This window comes from Streptomyces sp. NPDC058872 (genome assembly GCF_042743065.1).
In the GTDB taxonomy this organism is placed as follows: Bacteria; Actinomycetota; Actinomycetes; order Streptomycetales; family Streptomycetaceae; genus Streptomyces.
Genome location: NZ_JBHYMK010000021.1, coordinates 47092 through 66885, shown reverse-complemented (window position 1 = coordinate 66885; position 19794 = coordinate 47092). Strand labels below are relative to the sequence as shown.

Annotated in this window: 20 protein-coding genes; 7 read left to right on the top strand and 13 right to left on the bottom strand. The window is 72.0% G+C overall.

The window, feature by feature from the left end:
* Window positions 1-63: 63 nt before the first annotated feature.
* Window positions 64-897, bottom strand: a complete 834-nt coding sequence (locus tag ACFW22_RS16070) for an LLM class F420-dependent oxidoreductase (protein WP_386403963.1) — start codon at window positions 895-897, stop codon at window positions 64-66.
* A 170-nt stretch (window positions 898-1067) separates the two neighbouring features.
* On the opposite strand from ACFW22_RS16070, the gene ACFW22_RS16065 reads away from it, so the two are divergent.
* Complete coding sequence (locus ACFW22_RS16065) at window positions 1068-1535, top strand: carboxymuconolactone decarboxylase family protein (RefSeq protein ID WP_386403960.1); 468 nt, start codon at window positions 1068-1070, stop codon at window positions 1533-1535.
* Between the two features lie 59 nt (window positions 1536-1594).
* Complete coding sequence (locus tag ACFW22_RS16060) at window positions 1595-1813, top strand: hypothetical protein (protein ID WP_386403957.1); 219 nt, start codon at window positions 1595-1597, stop codon at window positions 1811-1813.
* 81 nt (window positions 1814-1894) lie between these two features.
* On the opposite strand, the gene ACFW22_RS16055 is transcribed toward ACFW22_RS16060, so the two are convergent.
* From ACFW22_RS16055 to ACFW22_RS16025, 7 genes are all read right to left on the bottom strand, one after another.
* The gene (locus tag ACFW22_RS16055) at window positions 1895-3460 is read right to left on the bottom strand and encodes an APC family permease (protein WP_386403954.1); all 1566 of its coding nucleotides are present in this window, start codon (window positions 3458-3460) and stop codon (window positions 1895-1897) included.
* A 305-nt stretch (window positions 3461-3765) separates the two neighbouring features.
* Complete coding sequence (locus ACFW22_RS16050) at window positions 3766-5220, bottom strand: aldehyde dehydrogenase family protein (protein ID WP_386403951.1); 1455 nt, start codon at window positions 5218-5220, stop codon at window positions 3766-3768.
* A complete protein-coding gene (locus ACFW22_RS16045) occupies window positions 5217-6944 on the bottom strand; it encodes an amidohydrolase family protein (protein ID WP_386403948.1) in 1728 nt (575 codons plus the stop codon). The genes ACFW22_RS16050 and ACFW22_RS16045 overlap by 4 nt, the downstream gene beginning before the upstream one ends.
* Window positions 6945-7174: 230 nt before the next feature.
* The gene (locus ACFW22_RS16040; RefSeq protein ID WP_386403945.1) at window positions 7175-8299 is read right to left on the bottom strand and encodes an LLM class flavin-dependent oxidoreductase; all 1125 of its coding nucleotides are present in this window, start codon (window positions 8297-8299) and stop codon (window positions 7175-7177) included.
* Between the two features lie 111 nt (window positions 8300-8410).
* Window positions 8411-9172, bottom strand: a complete 762-nt coding sequence (locus ACFW22_RS16035; protein ID WP_386403942.1) for an SDR family NAD(P)-dependent oxidoreductase — start codon at window positions 9170-9172, stop codon at window positions 8411-8413.
* A gap of 14 nt (window positions 9173-9186) precedes the next feature.
* Entirely contained in the window at window positions 9187-10107 is a 921-nt protein-coding gene (locus tag ACFW22_RS16030; RefSeq protein ID WP_386403939.1) for an LLM class F420-dependent oxidoreductase, read from the bottom strand.
* A 186-nt stretch (window positions 10108-10293) separates the two neighbouring features.
* Window positions 10294-11511, bottom strand: coding sequence for an amidohydrolase family protein (locus ACFW22_RS16025; protein WP_386403936.1), 1218 nt, complete (start codon window positions 11509-11511; stop codon window positions 10294-10296).
* Window positions 11512-11655: 144 nt separating this feature from the next.
* Here ACFW22_RS16025 and ACFW22_RS16020 point away from each other — a divergent pair, with 144 nt between their 5' ends.
* Entirely contained in the window at window positions 11656-14724 is a 3069-nt protein-coding gene (locus tag ACFW22_RS16020) for a BTAD domain-containing putative transcriptional regulator (RefSeq protein WP_386403933.1), read from the top strand.
* A 210-nt stretch (window positions 14725-14934) separates the two neighbouring features.
* Complete coding sequence (locus tag ACFW22_RS16015) at window positions 14935-15165, top strand: hypothetical protein (protein ID WP_386403930.1); 231 nt, start codon at window positions 14935-14937, stop codon at window positions 15163-15165.
* Between the two features lie 303 nt (window positions 15166-15468).
* On the opposite strand, the gene ACFW22_RS16010 is transcribed toward ACFW22_RS16015, so the two are convergent.
* Complete coding sequence (locus ACFW22_RS16010; protein WP_386403927.1) at window positions 15469-16227, bottom strand: GntR family transcriptional regulator; 759 nt, start codon at window positions 16225-16227, stop codon at window positions 15469-15471.
* A 129-nt stretch (window positions 16228-16356) separates the two neighbouring features.
* Between ACFW22_RS16010 and ACFW22_RS16005 the strand changes: the two genes are divergently transcribed.
* The 3 genes from ACFW22_RS16005 to ACFW22_RS15995 are packed head-to-tail and all read left to right on the top strand — an operon-like array spanning window position 16357 to window position 17182.
* Window positions 16357-16599 (top strand): hypothetical protein, encoded by a 243-nt coding sequence (locus ACFW22_RS16005; RefSeq protein ID WP_384881452.1) that lies wholly within the window; start codon window positions 16357-16359, stop codon window positions 16597-16599.
* Window positions 16596-16907 (top strand): hypothetical protein, encoded by a 312-nt coding sequence (locus ACFW22_RS16000; protein ID WP_386403923.1) that lies wholly within the window; start codon window positions 16596-16598, stop codon window positions 16905-16907. Before ACFW22_RS16005 ends, ACFW22_RS16000 begins: the two co-directional genes overlap by 4 nt.
* Window positions 16904-17182: a hypothetical protein gene (locus ACFW22_RS15995; protein ID WP_386403920.1), complete on the top strand. Its 279-nt coding sequence runs from the start codon at window positions 16904-16906 to the stop codon at window positions 17180-17182. Before ACFW22_RS16000 ends, ACFW22_RS15995 begins: the two co-directional genes overlap by 4 nt.
* A gap of 187 nt (window positions 17183-17369) precedes the next feature.
* Here the strand turns inward: ACFW22_RS15995 and ACFW22_RS15990 are convergent, their stop codons facing one another.
* The 4 genes from ACFW22_RS15990 to ACFW22_RS15975 all read right to left on the bottom strand — a co-directional run bounded on the left by ACFW22_RS15990 (window position 17370) and on the right by ACFW22_RS15975 (window position 19743).
* Window positions 17370-18416 (bottom strand): PP2C family protein-serine/threonine phosphatase, encoded by a 1047-nt coding sequence (locus ACFW22_RS15990; RefSeq protein ID WP_386403917.1) that lies wholly within the window; start codon window positions 18414-18416, stop codon window positions 17370-17372.
* A 241-nt stretch (window positions 18417-18657) separates the two neighbouring features.
* Window positions 18658-18888 (bottom strand): hypothetical protein, encoded by a 231-nt coding sequence (locus ACFW22_RS15985; protein WP_386403914.1) that lies wholly within the window; start codon window positions 18886-18888, stop codon window positions 18658-18660.
* A gap of 472 nt (window positions 18889-19360) precedes the next feature.
* Window positions 19361-19525 carry a hypothetical protein gene (locus ACFW22_RS15980; RefSeq protein ID WP_386403911.1) on the bottom strand — a complete coding sequence of 55 codons (165 nt, stop codon included), beginning with the start codon at window positions 19523-19525 and terminating at the stop codon, window positions 19361-19363.
* On the bottom strand, window positions 19525-19743 hold the full coding sequence (locus ACFW22_RS15975) for a hypothetical protein (protein WP_386403908.1): 219 nt from the start codon (window positions 19741-19743) through the stop codon (window positions 19525-19527). Before ACFW22_RS15975 ends, ACFW22_RS15980 begins: the two co-directional genes overlap by 1 nt.
* Window positions 19744-19794 lie beyond the last annotated feature (51 nt).

The window sequence follows — 19794 nt, the reverse complement described above, 5'->3', positions numbered from 1 at the left end:
GGCGGTGGTCCGGGTCCTCCGGGGGAGGGTCGTCGGCGCCGCCGCGGAGAGGCCGCGGAGCCGTCACGGCAGGTACCGCGCGTAGGCGTCCAGCACCCCGAGCACCTCCGCCTCCCCGCCCGGCGGCAGCTGGAGCACGACCTCCTCGCACCCCAGTTCCTCGTAGTGGGCGAGCTTGCCGGGGCTCGGGAGGACCGCGTACGGGACGACCACGAGGCCGTCCGGGGCGCGGCCGGCCTTCTCCCAGGCCTCCCGCAGGACCGGGAGGGACTCCGTCAGCCCCCGGCCGCCGATCGGCATCCAGCCGTCGGCCTGCGCGGCGATCTGTCCGAAGAGCTTCGGGCCCGCCGCGCCGCCCAGCAGGACCCGCGGGGAGCCGCCGGCCGGTTTGGGCCAGGCCTCCGAGGCGCGCACGGACACCCCGGACTCCCCCGCGTACGCCGTCGGCTCCGGCGCCCACAGGGCCCGCATCAGGTCCAGCCGGTCGCGGCCGAGCTCCCGGCGGGTGGACCAGTCGACGCCGTGGTCGGCGGCCTCCTCCCGGTTCCAGCCGAAGCCGATGCCCAGGGTGAAGCGGCTGCCGGAGAGGTGGTCGAGGGTGGCGACCTGCTTGGCGAGCACGATCGGGTCGTGCTGGGCGATCAGGGTGATGCCGGTGCCGAGGCCCAACCGCTCGGTGACGGCCGCAGCCTGCCCCAGGGCCACGAAGGGATCGAGGGTCCTGCCGTACTCGCGGGGCAGCTCCCCGCCCGCCGGATAGGGCGTCTCGCGGCTCACCGGGACGTGGGTGTGCTCGGGGAGGTAGAGCCCGGCGAAGCCGCGCTGCTCCAGTTCGCGGGCGAGCCGCACCGGGCTGATGGTCTCGTCGGTCAGGAAGATCGTGGTCGAGATCCGCATGACCGCACGGTAGGGCGTGTGGTGCGGATTTCCGAGGGGTGCGACGGGACCGGTGCCGCGGTCGTGTCGCCCGAAGAGATTTCTCCGGTCGTGTCACATCCGCGGCGCGGGGTCCGTCAGTGCAGTGGAAGCAACCGACGAAGGACCACCGAAACCGAGGAGCGCCCTCCATGACGCACCAGCCCGAGGCCCGCATGACCAACCCCGCCTACGTCCTGACCGACGCCGGCCCGGCGATCCAGAACCTGCTCAAGGCCACCCGTCAGGGCGGGGTCGACGAGTCGATCCTGGAGCTGGTGCACCTGCGCGCCAGCCAGATCAACGGATGCGGCTTCTGCGTCGACTACGGCGTCAAGAGCGCCCGGAAGAACGGCGTCGACGACGAGAAGCTGTTCATGGTCGCCGCCTGGCGGGAGACCCCGTACTTCTCCGACGAGGAGCGCGCGGCCCTCGCCCTCGCCGAGTCGGCGACCCGGCTCGCCGACGTCTCGGACGCGGTGCCGGACGAGGTGTGGGACGCGGCGGCCGACCACTTCGACGAGAAGCAGCTCGCCGCGATCGTCCTGATGGTCGGCCTCACCAACCTGTTCAACCGGCTCAACGTCGCCGTCCGGCAGCCCGCCGGCGCGGGCTGGTGAAGGGGTGGGTCGCTGCGGCCCGGCGTAACCGGATCCGGGCCGTCCGCGTTGGAGCGGGCATGAAGAGGATCCTCACCGCAGCCGCCCTGACCGTTCTCGCCGCCGCGGGCGCCGCGGGCGCCACCGCCGGGACCGCGGCCGCCGACACCGGCGGCATGAACCTCCCCTCGGTCGTGCCGCTCAGCGGCGTCCTGACGCCCAAGGCGAAGCCGGCCGGCACGCCCGACCTGCCGCCCGCCAACGCGGCCGTGGAGCGCCTGCTCCCCGGGCACCACTGAGCCGTACGCACCACGTACGAAGGCGGCGAGTCCCCCCACGGGCCCGCCGCCTTCGCGTTCTGGGAACGCCCCGGAGGGGCGTCAGTCGGCGACCACCAGCGAGGGGGTCTCCTTGGTCAGGACATCGCCGCGGAAGAAGGCCGGGCTCCTGCGCTGCATGACGAGCATGACCAGCACGCCGAGGAGCAGCAGTCCGACGCCGATCACGAAGACCGAGCCGACGCCGAGGACGGCCGAGCCGGAGCCGTAGGCCGGGTCCCACATGTCGTACATGGTCTTGCCGAAGACGGCGGTGAGCATGAGGCCGCCGAGCAGCGGCATGAGGCCCTTGAAGGCGAAGTCACGGCCGGAGCGGAAGAGCTCCCGGCGGAAGTACCAGACGCAGGCGAAGGCCGTCAGGGCGTAGTAGAAGCAGATCATCAGGCCGAGGGCGTAGATGGTGTCGACCAGGACGTGCTCGCTGACCAGGGTCATCACGGTGTAGAAGGCGCCGGTGGCGATGCCGGCGACGACCGTGGCCTTGCCCGGGGTCTTGAAGACCGGGTGGACCTTGGTGAAGGACGACGGCAGGGCCTCGTACGTGGACATCGCGAGCACCGTGCGGGCGACCGGGATGAACGTGGTCTGGAGGCTCGCGGCCGCCGAGGCGAGGACCGCGACGAAGAGCAGGATGCCGAGCGCGGGGCCCATGACGGGTCCGGCGAGGGCGGCGAAGACGTTGTCGGAGGTCTCCGGGTTGGCGAGGCCGAGGCCCTGGTCGCCGGAGCCGACGGCCATCTGGGCGGCGACGCCGGTGGCCAGGTAGGAGCCGACGAGGACCAGCATCGCGATGAGGGCGGCACGGCCGGGCGTCTTGGTGCTGCCGGTGGTCTCCTCGTTGGTCGCCATGCAGGCGTCCCAGCCCCAGTACATGAAGATCGAGAGCGAGAGTCCGGCCGTGAAGGCGGCGAAGGACTGCACCGCGAAGGGGTTCATCCAGGACCAGGAGAAGTCGACCGAGGTCTCGAAGGAGCCGGCCTTCGACAGCGCCATCGCCACGAAGAGGCCGAGGACGACGAGCTGGAGGCCGACGAGGGCGTACTGCAGGCCCTTGGTGGCGGTCATGCCGCGGTAGCTGATCACGGTGGCGACGGCGATGAGCGCGAGGCAGGTCAGGATGTGGACGGCCTTGTTGTCGTCCAGGGCTGCGATGGAGTCGCTGCCGCTGATCTCGCCCGCGAGGAGCCAGAAGTAGGAGGTCGCGACGCCGGCCAGGTTGGAGAGCACGATGATCGTCGCGATGACGAGGCCCCAGCCGCACATCCAGCCGATCTTCGGGCCGAAGGCCTTCACGGTCCAGGTGAAGGAGGTGCCGCAGTCGGGCATGGCCTTGTTGAGCTCGCGGTACGCGAAGGCGACGAGGAGCATCGGCAGGAAGCCGGCGAGGAAGACGGCGGGCATCTGCAGGCCGACCTCGCCGGCGGTGGAGCCGAGCGTCGAGGTCAGGCAGTAGACGGGGGCGACGGTCGAGACGCCGATGACGGCACTGCCGAGGAGGCCCACGGAGTTGCCGCCGAGGCCCTTGGTGCGCACACCGGAGGTGCCGCCCGGAGCGTCGACGCCCCTTACCGTGTCTCCGGCCTGGGGCCGTACGTCCACCTGAGTCATGAAGAGGACGTTAAGTGCTGCGGTTTCCATATCCGGAAGATCAGAGTCCGCTCACTTGAACGATCTTCACCTTGCATTACGCGGGTCAGGTCGGATGTTCACCATTGATTGAAAGATCGACCATCACTCCAGGCCGACCAACCGGTAGGTCCGGTGAGAGGTGTCCGATATGCGGGAACCGCAGCCGCGCCCCAAATGTCCGTTTCGAAATTTTCCCGTGGGATTTTTCGAGCCGTCGTCAGGAGCCCCGGACGGGCCCGCCCGCAGAAGGCGCACGGCACTCGCCCGGGCTCCCGCCGGAGGGCTCACCCCGGCCAGACCACCGCCTGCAGCTCGCTGTAGGCGTGCAGGGCGTACGAGCCCACGTCCCGCCCGACACCGCTCTTCTTGAAGCCGCCGAACGGCGCCTCCATGTTCCGCCCGATCGTGTTCACGCCCACCCCGCCGGCCCGCAACCGGGCCGCGACGCGGAAAGCGCGGGCCACGTCCCCGGACCACACGTAGTCGATCAGCCCGTAGTCGCTGTCGTTGGCGAGCGCGATGCCCTCTTCCTCCTCGTCGAAGGGCACGACCACGACGACCGGGCCGAAGATCTCCTCCCGCACCACCCGCATCTCGTTGGTGCAGTCGGCGAGCAGGGTCGGGGCGACGTAGAAGCCCTTCGCGAAGTCCGGGCGCCCGCCGCCCGCGACGACCCGGGCCCCCTCCTTCCGCCCCAGCTCCACGTACGCCTCCACCCGGTCGCGGTGGGCCGCCGAGATCACCGGGCCGACCACCGTGCCCCGCTCCGCCGGATGCCCCACCTTCATGAAGGACAGGTAGCCGGCCAGCTTCTCCAGCAGCCGCTCGTAGATCCCGCGCTGCGCGAGCACCCGGGTCGGGGCGGTGCAGATCTGGCCGCTGTAGAAGGCGAAGGTCGTCCCGATGCCGCCCACCGCCGCGTCCAGGTCGGCGTCGTCGAAGACGAGGGCGGCGCCCTTCCCGCCCAGCTCCATCAGCTGCCGCTTCAACGACCGGCCGCAGACCTCGCCGATCGCCTGCCCGACCGCCGTGGAGCCGGTGAAGGAGACCATGTCGACGTCCGGGGAGTCGACGGCCGCCTCCCCGACCTCCCGGGCGGAGCCGGTGACGACGTTCACCACGCCCGCCGGAACCCCGGCCTCCGCCAGGGCCCGGGTCATCGCGTACACGGAGAGCGGGTCCTGCGGGGCCGGCTTCACCAGGACCGTGTTGCCCATCGCGAGCGCCGGGGCGATCTTGCCCGCCGGATTGGCCCAGGGGTTGTTGTAGGAGGTGATGCAGGTGACGACACCGACCGGGCGCCGCACCGCCACCGCACCGAACACCCCGGCCTTCCCCATCGGCCCGGCTTCGTTGATCTGCGGGGGCAGCGCCCGCTCGACCGGCTCCAGGGCGCCCCGCGCGTACCGCCGGAAGCGGGCGGCGCCGACCGCGACCTGCATCCCGCGGGCGGTGCCGGTCGTCGCACCGGTCTCGGACCGCGCCAGCAGCACGTGGGCCTCGGCGTCCCGGGCCATCAGGTCGGCGGCCCGGTCCAGGATCGCGGCCCGCTCCGCCGGCGTGGTGCGGGACCAGCTCGCGAAGGCCTCGCGGGCGACGGCGGCCGCCTGGTGCACCTGGGCCCGGGAGGCCTCCGGGGCCAGGCCGACGACCTCCTCCGACGCCGGGTCGATCACCTCGTAGTGGCCTCCGTCCGGCTCGACCCACGCGCCGCCGATGAAGAGCTTCTCGGTCCTCACCGGGTGCTCACCGTCCTGGTGTCGCGGCCGGAGCGCAGCACCCGGCCCGGTACGGCGCCGGTCACCCGGTCGTCGCGCACCGTCTCCACCCCGTTGACCCGCACCGAGACGATCCCGACGGCGCGCGAGTCGAGCCGGGGGCTGTTCCCCGGCAGGTCGTGGACGAGGGTCGCCGGACCGGCGTCGATCCGCTCCGGGTCGAAGAGGACCAGGTCGGCGTGGAAGCCCTCGGCGATCCGGCCGCGCCCGCGGAGCCCGAAGAGCCGGGCCGGGTCGTCGCTCAGCATCCGCACCGCGCGTTCCAAGGGGACGAGCTTCCGGCCGCGCAGACAGTCCCCGAGGAAACGGGTCGTGTAGGGGGCCCCGCACATCCGGTCCAGGTGGGCGCCCGCGTCCGAGCCGCCGAGCAGGACGTCCTCGTGCTCCCAGGTCTCCCGGCGCAGCGCCCAGGAGGCCGGATCGTTGTCGGTGGGCATCGGCCACAGGACGGTCCGCAGGTCGTCGTTGGCGCAGATCTCGACGAGGGCCTGGAAGGGGTCCTGGCCGCGCTCGGCGGCGATGTCGCGGACGACCCGGCCGGTGAGCCCCTCGTTCTCCCTGCTGTACGTGTCGCCGATGACGTACCGGCCGAAGTGCGCGAGCCGCCGGAAGACCCCGGCCTCCTTGGAGTCGGCGCGGCGCAGCATCTCGGCCCGCACGGCCGGGTCGCGCAGCTTCCGGATCCGCTCGGGCACGGGCAGGGCCAGGACCTCCCCCCAGCCGGGGATGAGGTTGAGCGCGCAGAAGGTGCCGAGGGACATGTTCATGGGGGTGAGGATCGGCATGGTGAGGGCGACGATCCGGCCGCCGGACTTGCGGGCCCGTTCGGAGGCGGTGAGCTGGCGCGGGACGCGCTCGGGGACGGCCGCGTCGATGGTGAGGACGTTCCAGTTCAGGGGGCGCCCGGCGGCGGCGGTCATCTCGACGAAGAGCTCGATCTCCTCGTCGGAGAACTGGTCGAGGCAGCCCGCGAGGATGGCCTCCAGTTGGGTGCCCTCGTGCTCGCCGACGGCCTTCGACAGTGCGATCAGTTCGGCGGGGGTGGCGTGCCGGGAGGCGACGGGGGCCCCGTCGCCGTCGGAGTGGGTGGCGGACTGGGTGGTGGAGAGGCCCCAGGCCCCCGCCTCCATGGCCTCCTTGAGCAGGGCGACCATCCGTGCCAGTTGCTCGGGGGTGGGCCGTCCGCCGATGGCGTCCGGGCCCATCACGTACCGGCGGAGCGCGCAGTGGCCGACCATGAAGCCGGCGTTGACGGCGATCCGCCCGTCGAGGGCGTCGAGGTACTCGGCGAAGGAGGACCAGCTCCAGTCGACGCCCTCTTCGAGGGCCTGGAGGGCCATGCCCTCGACCTTCGCCATCATCCGACGGGTGTAGTCGGCGTCCTCGGGCCGGTCGGGGTGGAGGGGGGCGAGGGTGAAGCCGCAGTTGCCGCCGGCGACGGTGGTGACGCCGTGGTTCATGGACGGGGTGGCGTACGGGTCCCAGAACAGTTGGGCGTCGTAGTGGGTGTGCGGGTCGACGAAGCCGGGGGCGAGGACGAGGCCGGTGGCGTCCTCGGTGGTGCGGGCCTCCTCGCCGGCGGTGGCGAGGACGATCCGCCCCTCGCGCATCCCCACGTCGGCGGTGCGGGCGGGGGCGCCGGTGCCGTCCACGACGGTGGCGCCCTTGATCAGGTGGTCGAGCATGACGGTCCTCTCTGCGCGGGGACGCGGGTGTGCCCCGGACCGGGGCCGCCGCGGAACGGCCGCCGGCCGGGGCCGGTACGGGGCGGTGATCCGGGAAGACGCCGCCCCGCGTCTGTGTCGGTGCCCCCGCCGGTGGCGGGCCCTTCCGTCCCGGGCTTCCGTCCGTCCCGGGCTTCCGTCGGCCCCGGGCACGGCTTCGGCTTCCGCCCGTCCCGGGCGGGGGCGTCCCGTCAGGAGCCTGCGGACCGGCGCATGCGGGTGGTGCGGTGGACCGGGTCCGTGTCGATCTCCGGGATCACGTGCTCGCCGATCAACTTGATCGAGTTCATCGTGTCCTCGTAGGAGATGCCGATGGGCAGCCCGAAGGAGAGCTGGTCCGCGCCGGCCCGCTCCCACCGCTTGCACTGGGCGAGGACCTCGGAGGGGTCGCCGCAGATCATCAGCTCCTCCTGGATGAGCAGTTCGATGATCTCGGCGGAGTACTCCGGCAGCAGTTCGGGCCATTCGGGGATGCCCTCGGGCCGCGGGAAGGTGTCGTGGTAGCGGAAGAGGAGCGACTGCAGGTAGTTGAGCCCGCCTCCCACGGCGATCTCGACCGCCTTCTCGTGGGTCTCCGCGCAGATGGCCGTCGAGGTGACCATGACGTTGTCGTTGACGAAGTCGCCGACCGGCCTGGCCTCCTTGATCGCGTTCTTGTAGGACTCGACGACCCACTCCATGTCGGAGACCTTCTGGACGCTGAAGCCGAGGACGCCGAGGCCCATCCGGCCGGCCATGGCGTACGAGCCGGGTGAACCGGCCGCGTACCACATGGCGGGGTGGGACCCGCCGTACGGCTTGGGGAGGACCTTGCGGGGCGGCAGCGACCAGTGCTTGCCCTGGAAGCCGACGTACTCGTCCTGGAGCCACATCTTGGGGAACTCGGCGATGGTCTCTTCCCAGATCTCCTTGGTGTGGTTCATGTCGGTGATGCCCGGCATGAACCCGAGGATCTCGTGGGAGCCCGCGCCGCGCCCGGAGCCGAACTCGAAGCGCCCGCCGGAGAGGTGGTCGAGCATGGCGACCTTCTCGGCGACCTTCACCGGGTGGTTGACGGGGGCGAGGGGGTTGAAGATGCCGGAGCCGAGGTGGATCCGCTCGGTGGCGTGGGCGAGGTAGCCGAGGTAGACGTCGTTCGCGGAGAGGTGCGAGTACTCCTCCAGGAAGTGGTGCTCGGAGGCCCAGGCGTACTTGAACCCGGACGCGTCCGCCTGGATGACGTACTCGGTCTCCTCCATGAGGGCCTTGTGCTCGGCTTCGGGATCGGTCTCGGCGCGCTTGCCGACGTATCCCTGTACGAAGATCCCGAATTCCAAGGGGGTTCACCGTCCTCATTGTTTCTGACGAACCGTCAGATCTTTGATGTGCCCGACTTTCGCACCGCACGGGGGGTGCGTCAATACCTGACGAGGCGTCAGAGACTTCCCTCAGGAGGGGCTCACGCCGGCCAGCCAGCCGCCGTCGATCACGAACGGCTGCCCCGTGATGTACGCCGAGTCCCCGGCGGTCAGGAAGAGCACCAGGGCCGCCACCTCCTCCGGCCGCCCGGCCCGACCGAGCGGGACCGACCTCCGGTACAGCTCGGCCGTGGCCGCCGGGTCCACGCCCTCCGGGTTGCTCATCGCGGTGTCGATCGCCCCGGGGCAGACCGCGTTCACCCGGATGTTGCGCGCGGCCAGCTCCAGGGCCGCGACCCGGGTGAGGCCGAGGACCGCGTGCTTGCTCGCCGCATAGGCGCCGACGCCCGCCATGCCCGTGACGCCGGTGCACGAGGCGGTGTTGACGATCGTCCCGCCGCCGGCCTCCGCGATCTTGGGGGCGATCGCGCGGATGCCCAGGAAGCAGCCGGTCTGGTTGACCGAGACGACCGCCAGGAACTCGTCCAGCGGCGTCGCGAGCAGTGCATTGAAGCGGAGGACGCCCGCATTGTTGACCAGCCCGTCGACCTTCCCGAACCGCTCCGTGACCGCGACCCCGGCCGCCGCCCAGTCGTCCTCGCTCGTCACGTCCAGGTGGACGTACGCGGCCCGGTCCTCCCCCAGCTCCTTCGCGAGCGCCTCCCCGGGGCCGTCCAGCACGTCCCCGAGGAGCACCTTCGCCCCCTCGGCGACGAACAGCCTGGCCTCCTGCTCCCCCTGCCCGCGCGCCGCGCCGGTGATCAGGACGACCCGCCCGTCGAGCTTTCCCATGCCTGCCACGTCCCTCAGTTCAGATGGGGGGCGACCTCCGCGCCGAAGGCCGCCATCTGGTCGACGAGCTCGTCCCGGCTCCGGGACCGGAAGCGGACCTGGATCTGGTGCACGCCCATCTCCCCGTAGGCCCGCAGGGAGGCGGCGAGCTCCTCCGGGCGGCCGCTCAGGGTGCGCCGGCCGACCTCCCAACCGGGTGCGCCGACGTAGAGCGGCTCGGTGATCGCACCGACCGCGACCGGCTCCGTGATCCCCGCCCCGGCCCGGAGCCGGAGCAGCCGCTGGATCAGCGGGGCGAGCTCCTCCCGCGGATCGCCCTGCGGCAGCCAGCCGTCCCCCTTGAGCGCGGCCCGGCGCAGGGCGGCCGGCGAGGAACCGCCCACCCAGAGCGGCACCCGCTCCTGTGCGGGCCGGGGCAGTTGACCGAGGTCCTTGAAGGAGAAGCGCTCCCCGGCGTGCTCCGGGTACTCCTCGGGCCCCAGGGCCGCCCGCAGCGCGTCGACCGTCTCGTCGAGCACGGCACCGCGGCGCGCGAAGTCCACGCCGAGCGCCTCGAACTCCTCCTGGACGTGCCCGGCGCCGACCCCGAGGACGAGGCGCCCCCCGGAGAGGTGGTCGAGCGTCGCGTACGCCTTGGCCGTGACGAGCGGGTGCCGCAGGCCGACGACGGCGACGTGCGCGAGGAGCCGGACCCGCTCGGTGGCGGCGGCCAGGAAGGAGAGGGTGGCCACCGGGTCGTACCAGACGGTGGACATCGGGCCGGCGAGCCGGCGCGGGATGGCGACGTGGTCGCAGCTGGCCAGGTAGTCGAAGCCGTGGGCCTCGGCGGCCCGGGCCACGGCGAGCAGATCGGCCGGGCCCGCGGTCGCCTCCCAGGCCTCGGCGTAGAGGGTGCTCTGCGACTGGATCGGCAGCTGCATCCCGTAGACCACCATGAAGACCCCCAGATCTGACGAACCATCATATGAGCGAGCCCGGCCATGCTCGTACCTGACGCACCATCAGGCAAGGGGCTGGCGGGCGCGGACCACCGGGGCCACCGGGGCCACCGGGAAGGAATCCGTCCGCGACACCGCCCGCAGCACCGCTCCGACGCCCCCCGACACCACTCACGGCACGGCTCACGGCACCCAGAGGCCCTCCGGGGTCAGCCCGAGCAGGTCGATCGCGTTCCCGCGCACGATCCGCTCCACGACGTCCGGCGCCAGGTGGCCCATCTGGGCCTCGCCGACCTCCTTCGACCGGGGCCAGGTGGAGTCCGAGTGCGGGTAGTCCGTCTCGTACAGGACGTTCGCCGTGCCGATCGCATCGAGGTTGCGGAGTCCGAAGGCGTCGTCGAAGAAGCAGCCGAAGACGTGCTCCGCGAAGAGCTCGGACGGCGGACGGGTGACCTTGTCGGCGACCCCGCCCCAGGCCCGGTTCTCCTCCCAGACGACGTCGGCGCGCTCCAGGACGTACGGGATCCACCCGATCTGCCCCTCGGCGTACATGATCCGCACGTTCGGGAAGCGCTCGAAGGTGCCGCTCATCAACCAGTCGACCATCGAGAAGCAGCAGTTGGCGAAGGTGATCGTGGAGCCGACGGCCGGCGGGGCGTCGGCCGAGGTGGACGGCATCCGACTGGACGAGCCGATGTGCATGGCGATGACCGTGCCGGTCTCGTCGCAGGCCCGGAAGAAGGGGTCCCAGTGGTCCGTGTGGACCGAGGGGAGCCCGAGGTGCGGCGGGATCTCGGAGAAGGCGACCGCCCGGACCCCCCGCGCGGCGTTCCGGCGGACCTCCGCCGCGGCCAGCCGTGGGTCCCAGAGCGGGATGAGCGCGAGCGGGATCAGCCGGCCCCGCGCCTCGGGCCCGCACCACTCCTCGACCATCCAGTCGTTGTAGGCCCGGACGCAGAGGAGCCCGAGCTCCCGGTCGGACGCCTCGGTGAAGGTCTGTCCGCAGAAGCGGGGGAAGGTCGGGAAGCAGAGCGCGGACTGGACGTGGTTGACGTCCATGTCGGCGAGCCGCTCGGGGACGGAATGGGAGCCGGGCCGCATCTGCTCGTAGGTGATGACTTCGAGGCGTATCTCGTCCCGGTCGTAGCCGACGGCGGTGTCGAGCCGGGTGAGGGGTCGGTGCAGGTCCTCGTACACCCACCAGTCGCCGATCGGTCCGTCGTCCCCCTCGGCGCCCATCACCGGGGCGAACTTCCCGCCGAGGAAGGTCATTTCCTTCAGCGGGGCGCGGACGACCCGGGGGCCGGTGTCGCGGTACCGGGACGGGAGCCGGTCCTGCCAGACGTGCGGGGGCTCCACGGTGTGGTCGTCCACCGAGATGATCTTCGGGAAGGTCTCCATGGCCTTCACGGTAGCGTTGATCTGACACTCCGTCAGCTATTGCGGGGCAGAACGCCCCCGCCCCCTTCGACCCGATGCTGACGGACCGCCTCCGGACAAGGCAGACTGTGCTGGGCGAAACCAGCGGTAGGGGCAGGGGGAGCTATGGACCGTGAGAACGGGCCGCGAGTTCCGGCGCGGTTCCCGGGCGAGAGCGACGCCACGGCCGAACCGGGCGTACCCGCACAGCGGACGCGCCGGACGACGGACACCACCGGCGGACGACGGGGCGCCGGTGCGGACGGCGCCGTGGACACCGCCCGCACCGCGCCGCCACCGGCCGGCGCCGGGCTCCGCTTCGGCGTGCTCGGCCCCGTCCGCGCCTGGCGCGACGACGAACCCGTGCCCACCGGCTCGCCCCAGCAGCGCGCCCTGCTCGCCGCCCTGCTGCTGCGCGGCGGACGCACCGCCACCGCAGCCGAACTGATCGACGCGCTCTGGGGCGAAGAGCCGCCCTCGCAGGCCCTCGCCGCGGTCCGCACCTACGCCTCCCGACTCCGCAAGGCCCTGGGCCCCCAGGTCCTCGTCAGCGAGTCCGGCGGCTACGCGCTGCGCACCACCGCACTCGACGTCACCACGGCCCAGGAGCTCGCCGCGGAAGCGGAGAAGCTCCGCGCGGGCGGCGACCGCACGGCCGCCCGCGCACGGCTCGCCGAAGCCCTGGACCTGTGGGACGGCGAGGTCCTGGCCTCCGTGCCCGGCCCCCATGCCGAAACCCAGCGGACCCGACTGGAGGAATGGCGGCTCACCCTGCTCGAAAGCCGTCTGGACATCGACCTGGAGGTCGGCGCGCACGCCGAGGCCGTCTCCGAACTGACCTCGCTCACCGCCGCGCACCCCCTGCGGGAACGCCTGCGCGAGCTGCTGATGCTCGCCCTCTACCGCGGTGGGCGACAGGCCGAAGCCCTCGCCGTGTACGCCGACACCCGCCGGCTCCTCGCCGACGAACTGGGCGTCGACCCCACCCCCGAACTGTCCCGGCTCCAACAGCGCATCCTCCGCGCCGACAGCGAGCTCGCCCGCCCGGTGGAGGAACCGGCCCCGGCCGCCGCCCCCGTCGCGCGCCCCGCGCAACTCCCCGCGACCGTGCCGGACTTCACCGGTCGTACCTCTTTCGTCCGGGAACTGGGCGCACTCCTGTCGAGCGCCGAGGGCTCCGTCATGGCGGTTTCGGCCCTCGCGGGCATCGGCGGCGTCGGCAAGACCACGCTCGCGGTGCACGTCGCCCACGAGGCCCGCCCGCACTTCCCGGACGGCCAGCTGTACGTGGACCTCCAGGGCGCCGGCTCCCGCGCCGCCGCGCCCGAGACCGTCCTCGGCTCCTTCCTCCGCGCCCTCGGCGTCCCCGACACGGCCGTCCCCGACTCCCTCGACGACCGGGCCGCGCTCTACCGTTCGACCCTCGACGGCCGCCGCGTCCTGGTCCTCCTGGACAACGCCCGGGACGCCGCCCAGATCCGCCCCCTGCTCCCCGGCACGGCGGGCTGCGCGGCCCTGGTCACCAGCCGCATCCGCATGGTCGACCTGGCCGGCGCGCACCTGGTGGACCTGGACGTGATGTCCCCGGAGGAGGCGCTCCAGCTGTTCACCCGGATCGTGGGCGAGGAGCGCGTCCAATCGGAGCGGGAAGCCGCCCTCGACGTGGTCGCGGCCTGCGGCTTCCTCCCCCTGGCCATCCGCATCGCCGCGTCCCGCCTCGCCGCCCGCCGCACCTGGACGGTCTCGGTCCTCGCCGCGAAGCTGGCGGACGAGCGGCGCCGCCTCGACGAGCTCCAGGCCGGCGACCTCGCCGTCAAGGCCACCTTCGAACTCGGCTACGGCCAACTGGAACCGGCCCAGGCCCGCGCCTTCCGGCTGCTCGGCCTCGCCGACGGCCCGGACGTCTCCCTCGCCGCCGCGGCGGCCGTGCTCGACCTGCCGCCCCGGGACACCGAGGACCTCCTGGAAGCCCTGGTCGACACCTCCCTCGTCGAGTCCGCCGCCCCCGGCCGCTACCGCTACCACGACCTCGTCCGCCTCTACGCGCGTGCGTGTGCCGACCGCGACGAACAGCCCCCGTCGGAGAAGGAGGCCGCGCTCTCCCGGCTCCTGGACTTCTACCTGTCGACGGCGGCCCGGGTGTACGCGATCGAACGCCCCGGCGACCGCCTGGTGGACCACCTGGAGGCCACGGCCTACGAGGGACTCGCCTTCACCGACCGCCACGAAGCCCAGGACTGGCTGTACGCCGAGGCGAACTGCCTGCTGGCCACGGTCCGCCAGTCGGCCTCCTCCCCGAACACCCTGCGCCGGGGCGTGGACCTGCTCTGGGCCTCGCTGGACCTGGCGGAGTCGGGCACCAACTCGAAGGAGTACGAGGCGGTCGCCACGGTCCTGCGGGAGGCGGCCGGCACGGCGGGCGACGTCCGCGCGGAGGGCCGCGCAGCGCTGACCCTGGCATACGTCCAGCACGTGTCGGGCCGCTTCGACGAGGCCGACGGCCACGCCCACGAGTCGATGGACCTCGCCTCCGCGACCGGCGACGACCTGCCGCTGTGCTGGGCGGCCAATGCCCTGGGCATCATGGCCCTCTACCAGGGGCGCAACGCCGACGGGGAACGCTTCCTCGCCCAGGCCACGGCCTCCTTCCGCGCCTGCGACGACGCCGCCGGCGAGGCCAGCGCGCTGTGCAACCTCTCCAGGATCCACCTGGCCATGGGCCAGACGGACATCGCCGTCGAACTGGCCCGGCGGGGAACCGACATGTACGACGCCATGGGGCACGCCCTCAAGGGCGCCAACGGCCGCTACGCCCTGGGACTCGCACTGACCCAGAGCGGCCGCCTGGCCGAGGCCACGGCGCGGCTGACCGAGGCGCTCGGAGTGTTCCGGGACAGCAGACAGCGCCTCTGGGAGGGCATGTCCCTCTTCAGGATCGCCGAGGTGGACATCGCCGCCCACCGGTACGCCCAGGCCGCGTCGAACGCGGAGACGGCGCTCGTCGTCCTCCGGGGAGTGGGCGGCGAGTGGCGCCGCGGACAGGTCCTGGTCGTACTGGGGCGCGCCCTCTCCGGCATCGGGCAGCACGGACGGGCCCGAGTCTGCTGGAAGGAGGCCCTCGGCATCTTCGCGGACCTGGGCTCGCCGGAGGAGTCCGAAGTGCGGACCCTGCTCCTGGAGACCGCCGCGGCCTGACCGGTGAGCTGCGCGTTCATCGTTCGTTTATGGCCGTGCGGCAGTCTTCTCTCATCGATCCGCCGCTTCGGGGGACAGACGGGTCGATGGTACGGCCGTCACACCGTCGCACTAGGGTGAACGGCTCCGAGTGGGCCCCCGGTCGTCCACGGGGGAACGATCGGACGGGCCCACTCGCCCCATCCGAAGTCATCACGGGAGTTGATCAACATGGCCGACCTGGACCCGACCGCGCCCGCAGCCAAGCCGACGAACACGCAGGCCGCGGGCGAGGAGATCGTCAGCAAGAACATGCACGCCACGGGCGCTCCGCTCACCGACTCGGTGGCCGAGAAGCTCGGCATCAACGGCAACATGCACGCCACCACCGAGCCGATCGACGGCAACGCCGACGCGGTCCCGAACGGCAACATGCACGCCACCACCGAGCCGGCCAACTAAGCCACTCCCGACGGGGAACGGCCGCGGCGGCGACTTCGGGGGAGCTGCCGGGGCCGACCGGAGGGGTCCGGTCGACGGGGGAGCACACGGGCTCGGGGGACGCCCGGCGGCGCCAAGGGGGATCGCCGGGAAGGGCCCGTGCGCAACGCGATCGGACCGCTGCACGACAGGAGGGGCCGGGCATCCGCCCGGCCCCTCCTGTCGTGCGGGCCGCGGGTGCGCGGCGCCGCACACACGGCCCGACGCGTCATCTGGAGTGCGGCCCGCAACCCGGTTCGGGCCCCGGGATTCCCGGCCCGCACCTCACGCCGGATCCACACCGAACTCGTACGCCACTTCCCAGCGCACATCGGGCACGATGACGTCCGCCGTCTCCACCGGGCGGCCCTCTTCGTCGTAGTACGTGCGCTCGATCAGCAGCACCAGGTCACCGAGGCTGATGCCGAGGAGGTTGGCCTGCTCCTGCGTGGCACGGGAGGGCCGCGGCACTTCGACGGCCGTCTCGATGCGCACGCCGATCGAACGCATTCGCTCCACGACGCCCGCGCCGGCCAACGGACCCATCTCCGGGAGCACCACCGGAGTGTCCCCGGTGATCTCCATCGGCTCCCAGGACTGCGAGAGTTGCACCGGCTGGCCGTCCGCCAGGAACTCGTACCGGGTGACGACACAGGGATCGCCGACGCCGATGGCCAAGCGCTCGGCGATGTGCGCGGGCGCCGGGGTCCGCGCCTCGCTGCGCGCCTCCCACGTCCCGGCCCGGCCCTGCTCCCTCATGTCGGCCCGGAAGGGCGATCCTCCCCGCCGTTCCCGGTGACGGGAGCGCACCATCCGGAGGCGCTCGCGCGGACTGCGCACGTACGTCCCCGAACCGGCCCGCCCTTCCAACAGTCCCTCGACGATCAGCCGGTCCATGGCGCGCTGCGTGACGTTGCGCCCGACGCCGTACTCCTCGGCGAGTTGGGCGCGGGAGGGCAGCCGTTCTCCTACGGGCCACTCACCGGAGACGATGCGCGCACGCAGGGCGTCAGCGATCTGCAGGTAGGGCGCCTCACGCGGCATGGTCGGCTCTCCGTTCAACCGGCTCGGGATTGACAAGCTACTGCATCAGGTGAAATCTACTGAAGTAGCATTTCCCTCCGTAGGCATCCCATCACAGGGGGTCCCGTGCGCCTACCCCTCGCACGCGCCGTGGCGATCGCGGCACGCCTGAAGGCCATCACCGGCCACGAGTCCCGACTTTTCGAAATCACGGGTCGCATTCGCGTCGTGACACCGATGCCGGAGGAACTCACGGCGCAGTCACGTGGCTTGCTCCTCCTCGCATTGGCCGACGCCGATCGCTTCGGCCACGAAGTCACCGCCGACGGCTCGTCGGTCTGGGTCGAGATCGGCATCACCCCCTTCGATTCGGCGGAGGCACTTCCCCAATGACCTCCCTCCTCGCCCGCCTCGCCAGCCGCGCCCGCGCCCTCCTCGTCCCCACCGGCCGACACCGGGGCCGCCCGCCCCGGCCGCAGCCCCCGGCGACACCGGCTCCCCCGCCCTTCCGGCCCGCGCCGACCGTGCGGAACTGGTACGTCCCCCTCGACGGGGCGGCAACCGTGCTCGTACGGCCCTATCTCGGGGCCCACGAGCGGGAACGGGCCGTACGGCTGCGGCGGCAGGTCGTGCTGCTGGCCGCCACCTACGGGATCGACCTCGACGACCGCGTCATCCACCCCCTGGAGGCGACCACATGAAGAACCCCCGTTTGCTGCCCTGGGCCGGGCCCGATGGCAAGCCCTGCTATCTGATCGGCGACGGCACCGGCCGGCTGGCCCGGCTCGCCGACCAGGCGGAGGCGGTCCAACTGGGGCTCGCCCGCCAGACCCTGGAGCGGGCCCGCACCCTGCTCGACGGGCCGCCGCCCGGGGCCGGGGAACTGCGGCTCCTCGCCGGACAGCTCGGCGACGCGCTGCGGGACGCCCTGCTGATCGCCGAATGCCGGGCACGTTCCGGAGCCCCTGATGATTGAGCGGCCGTCCGCGGACGCGGTTTCCCCTGCCATCGTCTTACCGGTAGAAGCCTGTGATCGGGGGATCCGAGTCCCCTCAGCCGGGGCTTCGCAGCGCCACGTGCCGTCACCGGCGAGGCCGGCCTTGTGCGCGCCCGTGCTCGTCACGGCCATGGGTGAGCGGTTGCGGCTCCGGAGGGGCACACGGTCAATCGATCACGTGGCGCCGAGGGCTCGCCGCCGGCAGCCCGCGAAACTCGATCATGAGCAGTGCCGAGTCGTCGTCGGGCGGCTTGCCGGTGAATGCGGCGACGTCTGCGCGGATCCGGTCGAGAACGTCTTCGGGCCGACCGTCCCTCAGCAGCGGCGTCACCCGCTCGCGCACGGGGTAGAAGCGCCCTTCGGCATCGCGGGCCTCACTGAGGCCGTCGGTGTAGAAGAAGAGCCTGTCCCCGACCTGCAGGGTGAGCCGGGTGACGCTGTCGCGAAGGTCGGTGGTTCCCGTCAGCACCGCGAGTCCGAACGGCGGCACTTGATCATCGGACTCGACGAAGACGACCTCGCCATCGCCCGTGAGGAGGAGGGGTGGGGGGTGACCGTGGTTGTACGCGAGCAGGCTGCCGTCCCGGCTGATCTGCGCGAGGATGCCGGTGACGAACCGCTGACCGTCCGTCTTGCGTTCCAGGGCCGTTTCGATGCGGCGACCCACGTCGGCCAACTCCCCGGCTTCGGGGGCGGCTCCTCTGAAGGCCGCGAGGACCACGGAGGCGCAGCGGACGGTTTCCAGCCCTTTGCCCTGGACGTCCGCGATGACCAGGCGTACGCCGTCGGGGCACGGCTCCGCGTCATAGAGGTCTCCTCCGACGCGGGTGGCGCGGCTCGCGGAGACGTAGGAGGCGCCGATGCGGACGGGCCCGATGGTCGCCGGGACGGGGACGAAGAGCACGTCCTCCAGGGTGCGGGCCACCTCTCGGACATCGACGAGACGGCGTTCGATTTTTTGGCGCGACCATGCCGCATAGGTGGAGGCCAGGGTGACGTAGCCGATGGCGGCCAGGGCGACCGTCATGCGCAGTTCGCCGAAGCGATCGGCCTTCCACGCGAAGAGGAGGCACAGAAGGGTGGCGACGGCCCCCATGATGACGACGTTCCGCACGGTTCCCCGCGCGGAGGCGATCGCGGGGCCGGCCGCGTAGACGGGGAGCAGGTTGTACTCCGAGCCGGTTGCCGTGTCCACGACGGCGATGCCCAACATGATGGCCAGCGGCAGCGTGCTCGGCGAATCCGCGATTGCCCTACCCCAGCGACTTCCCAATCCCGCACCTCCGACCTCGCCGCTCCGAGAAGCCCTCCCGACCTGGATCAGGATTGCACAAAACAGGCAAAAGGTTCTTCTGGGTGAAGGGCGCTTCCCGATGCACCGGCTGAGGTGCCGTACCGCCTTCCCGCAGGGACCATCGGCGAGAGGAACGGGTGCCGTCCCGTGGGGCGCGGCATCAGTCATCGCACCCCATCGTGCCCGCTCCCATGCCGGGCCCCCGGGATTCCCAGTCGTTCCAGTCGTCGCCCGACGTGCCTGACCTCCAGCAGTCGATGCCGGAGGGGCTGGGATGGGCGGCGACCGGACGCGGGGACGCGCCGCTGGAGGTGCTGCCGTTGCCTGCCGCGCACCCGGTGGCCAGCATCAGGGCCGCCAGCACGGTGGCGATTCGCCCGCTGCTGCCCATGATCATCGCCCTCTGCCCTGACCGACCCGGGTTCCGGTACGGGTGGGAGCCTGTGATCGAGCGATCGGTGCTCACGGGTCCGGGGGTGTGAGGTCCACGGGCGCGGGCGCCGGGGGCGCACTCCTTCCGGGCCCTCCTGCTTGAGCAGCGACGGCCTCGGACCGGACGGTGTGGTGGCCGAGCGCCCCGGCGACGGGCGAGGGCGGCAGCGAGCAACGCTCTGGCCCCGTACCCGACCGACCGGGCGACCGTGCACCTGGCCTCGGACGGGATCCTCGACCGGTGACCGGGCGAGCCGGGCGGCCCCCGATCCGCACGTTCGGCGGGCGGGACGAACCCGGGGACCGGCTTGCCGGTCCCCGCCACGAGGCGTACCGCCCCCTCGCGGAACTCCACCGTGAACGCTCGACGCTTCTCCGCCGTGGCCAACGACGCCCCCTGCCGGCACGGAGCCCACACCGGGAAGGGAGCCTCAGGCCCTGCTCCCGAAGAAGGCGACGAGGAATCCGATGAGGATCCACATGCCGCCCATCGCCCTCAACCGGGGCGGGTTCTTCTTCCGCAGCACGGTGACGACTCCGGCGCCGAGGCAGGCGAGGCCGAAGAGGAGGTAGAAGACCCCCATCACGGCCCCCATCAGGAGAAGACCAGGAAGACGAGGCCGAAGAGGGTGGCGAGGCCGCCCGCTACAACCGAGAAAATGCCGATGATGCGCAGCACGGAGGAGAAGTGCGGGTCGCCCATCAGGTTGATCGAGGAGGCCGCCATGCGGTCGGCGAAGCCTCGGTGGTTCTTCACGACCGCCAGTCCGAAAAGCAGCCAGCCAATGCCAAAAAGCAGGGGGAACACTCGCATGCTCATTCCTTTCGTCGTTCTCATTCTTTCGGAGGGGGTGGCCGGCCCCGG

Bases quoted from the DNA above. Each gene is read 5' to 3' on its own strand.
- ACFW22_RS16020 (WP_386403933.1), top strand. From the start codon at position 11,656: ATGGACCGTGAGAACGGGCCGCGAGTTCCGGCGCGGTTCCCGGGCGAG.
- ACFW22_RS15975 (WP_386403908.1), bottom strand. From the start codon at position 19,743: ATGCGAGTGTTCCCCCTGCTTTTTGGCATTGGCTGGCTGCTTTTCGGA.
- ACFW22_RS16010 (WP_386403927.1), bottom strand. From the start codon at position 16,227: ATGCCGCGTGAGGCGCCCTACCTGCAGATCGCTGACGCCCTGCGTGCG.
- ACFW22_RS15980 (WP_386403911.1), bottom strand. From the start codon at position 19,525: ATGGGGGCCGTGATGGGGGTCTTCTACCTCCTCTTCGGCCTCGCCTGC.
- ACFW22_RS16065 (WP_386403960.1), top strand. From the start codon at position 1,068: ATGACGCACCAGCCCGAGGCCCGCATGACCAACCCCGCCTACGTCCTG.
- ACFW22_RS16045 (WP_386403948.1), bottom strand. From the start codon at position 6,944: ATGCTCGACCACCTGATCAAGGGCGCCACCGTCGTGGACGGCACCGGC.
- ACFW22_RS16060 (WP_386403957.1), top strand. From the start codon at position 1,595: ATGAAGAGGATCCTCACCGCAGCCGCCCTGACCGTTCTCGCCGCCGCG.
- ACFW22_RS15985 (WP_386403914.1), bottom strand. From the start codon at position 18,888: ATGGGCAGCAGCGGGCGAATCGCCACCGTGCTGGCGGCCCTGATGCTG.
- ACFW22_RS16055 (WP_386403954.1), bottom strand. From the start codon at position 3,460: ATGACTCAGGTGGACGTACGGCCCCAGGCCGGAGACACGGTAAGGGGC.
- ACFW22_RS16015 (WP_386403930.1), top strand. From the start codon at position 14,935: ATGGCCGACCTGGACCCGACCGCGCCCGCAGCCAAGCCGACGAACACG.
- ACFW22_RS16035 (WP_386403942.1), bottom strand. From the start codon at position 9,172: ATGGGAAAGCTCGACGGGCGGGTCGTCCTGATCACCGGCGCGGCGCGC.
- ACFW22_RS15995 (WP_386403920.1), top strand. From the start codon at position 16,904: ATGAAGAACCCCCGTTTGCTGCCCTGGGCCGGGCCCGATGGCAAGCCC.
- ACFW22_RS16070 (WP_386403963.1), bottom strand. From the start codon at position 897: ATGCGGATCTCGACCACGATCTTCCTGACCGACGAGACCATCAGCCCG.
- ACFW22_RS16000 (WP_386403923.1), top strand. From the start codon at position 16,596: ATGACCTCCCTCCTCGCCCGCCTCGCCAGCCGCGCCCGCGCCCTCCTC.
- ACFW22_RS16025 (WP_386403936.1), bottom strand. From the start codon at position 11,511: ATGGAGACCTTCCCGAAGATCATCTCGGTGGACGACCACACCGTGGAG.
- ACFW22_RS15990 (WP_386403917.1), bottom strand. From the start codon at position 18,416: ATGTTGGGCATCGCCGTCGTGGACACGGCAACCGGCTCGGAGTACAAC.
- ACFW22_RS16030 (WP_386403939.1), bottom strand. From the start codon at position 10,107: ATGGTGGTCTACGGGATGCAGCTGCCGATCCAGTCGCAGAGCACCCTC.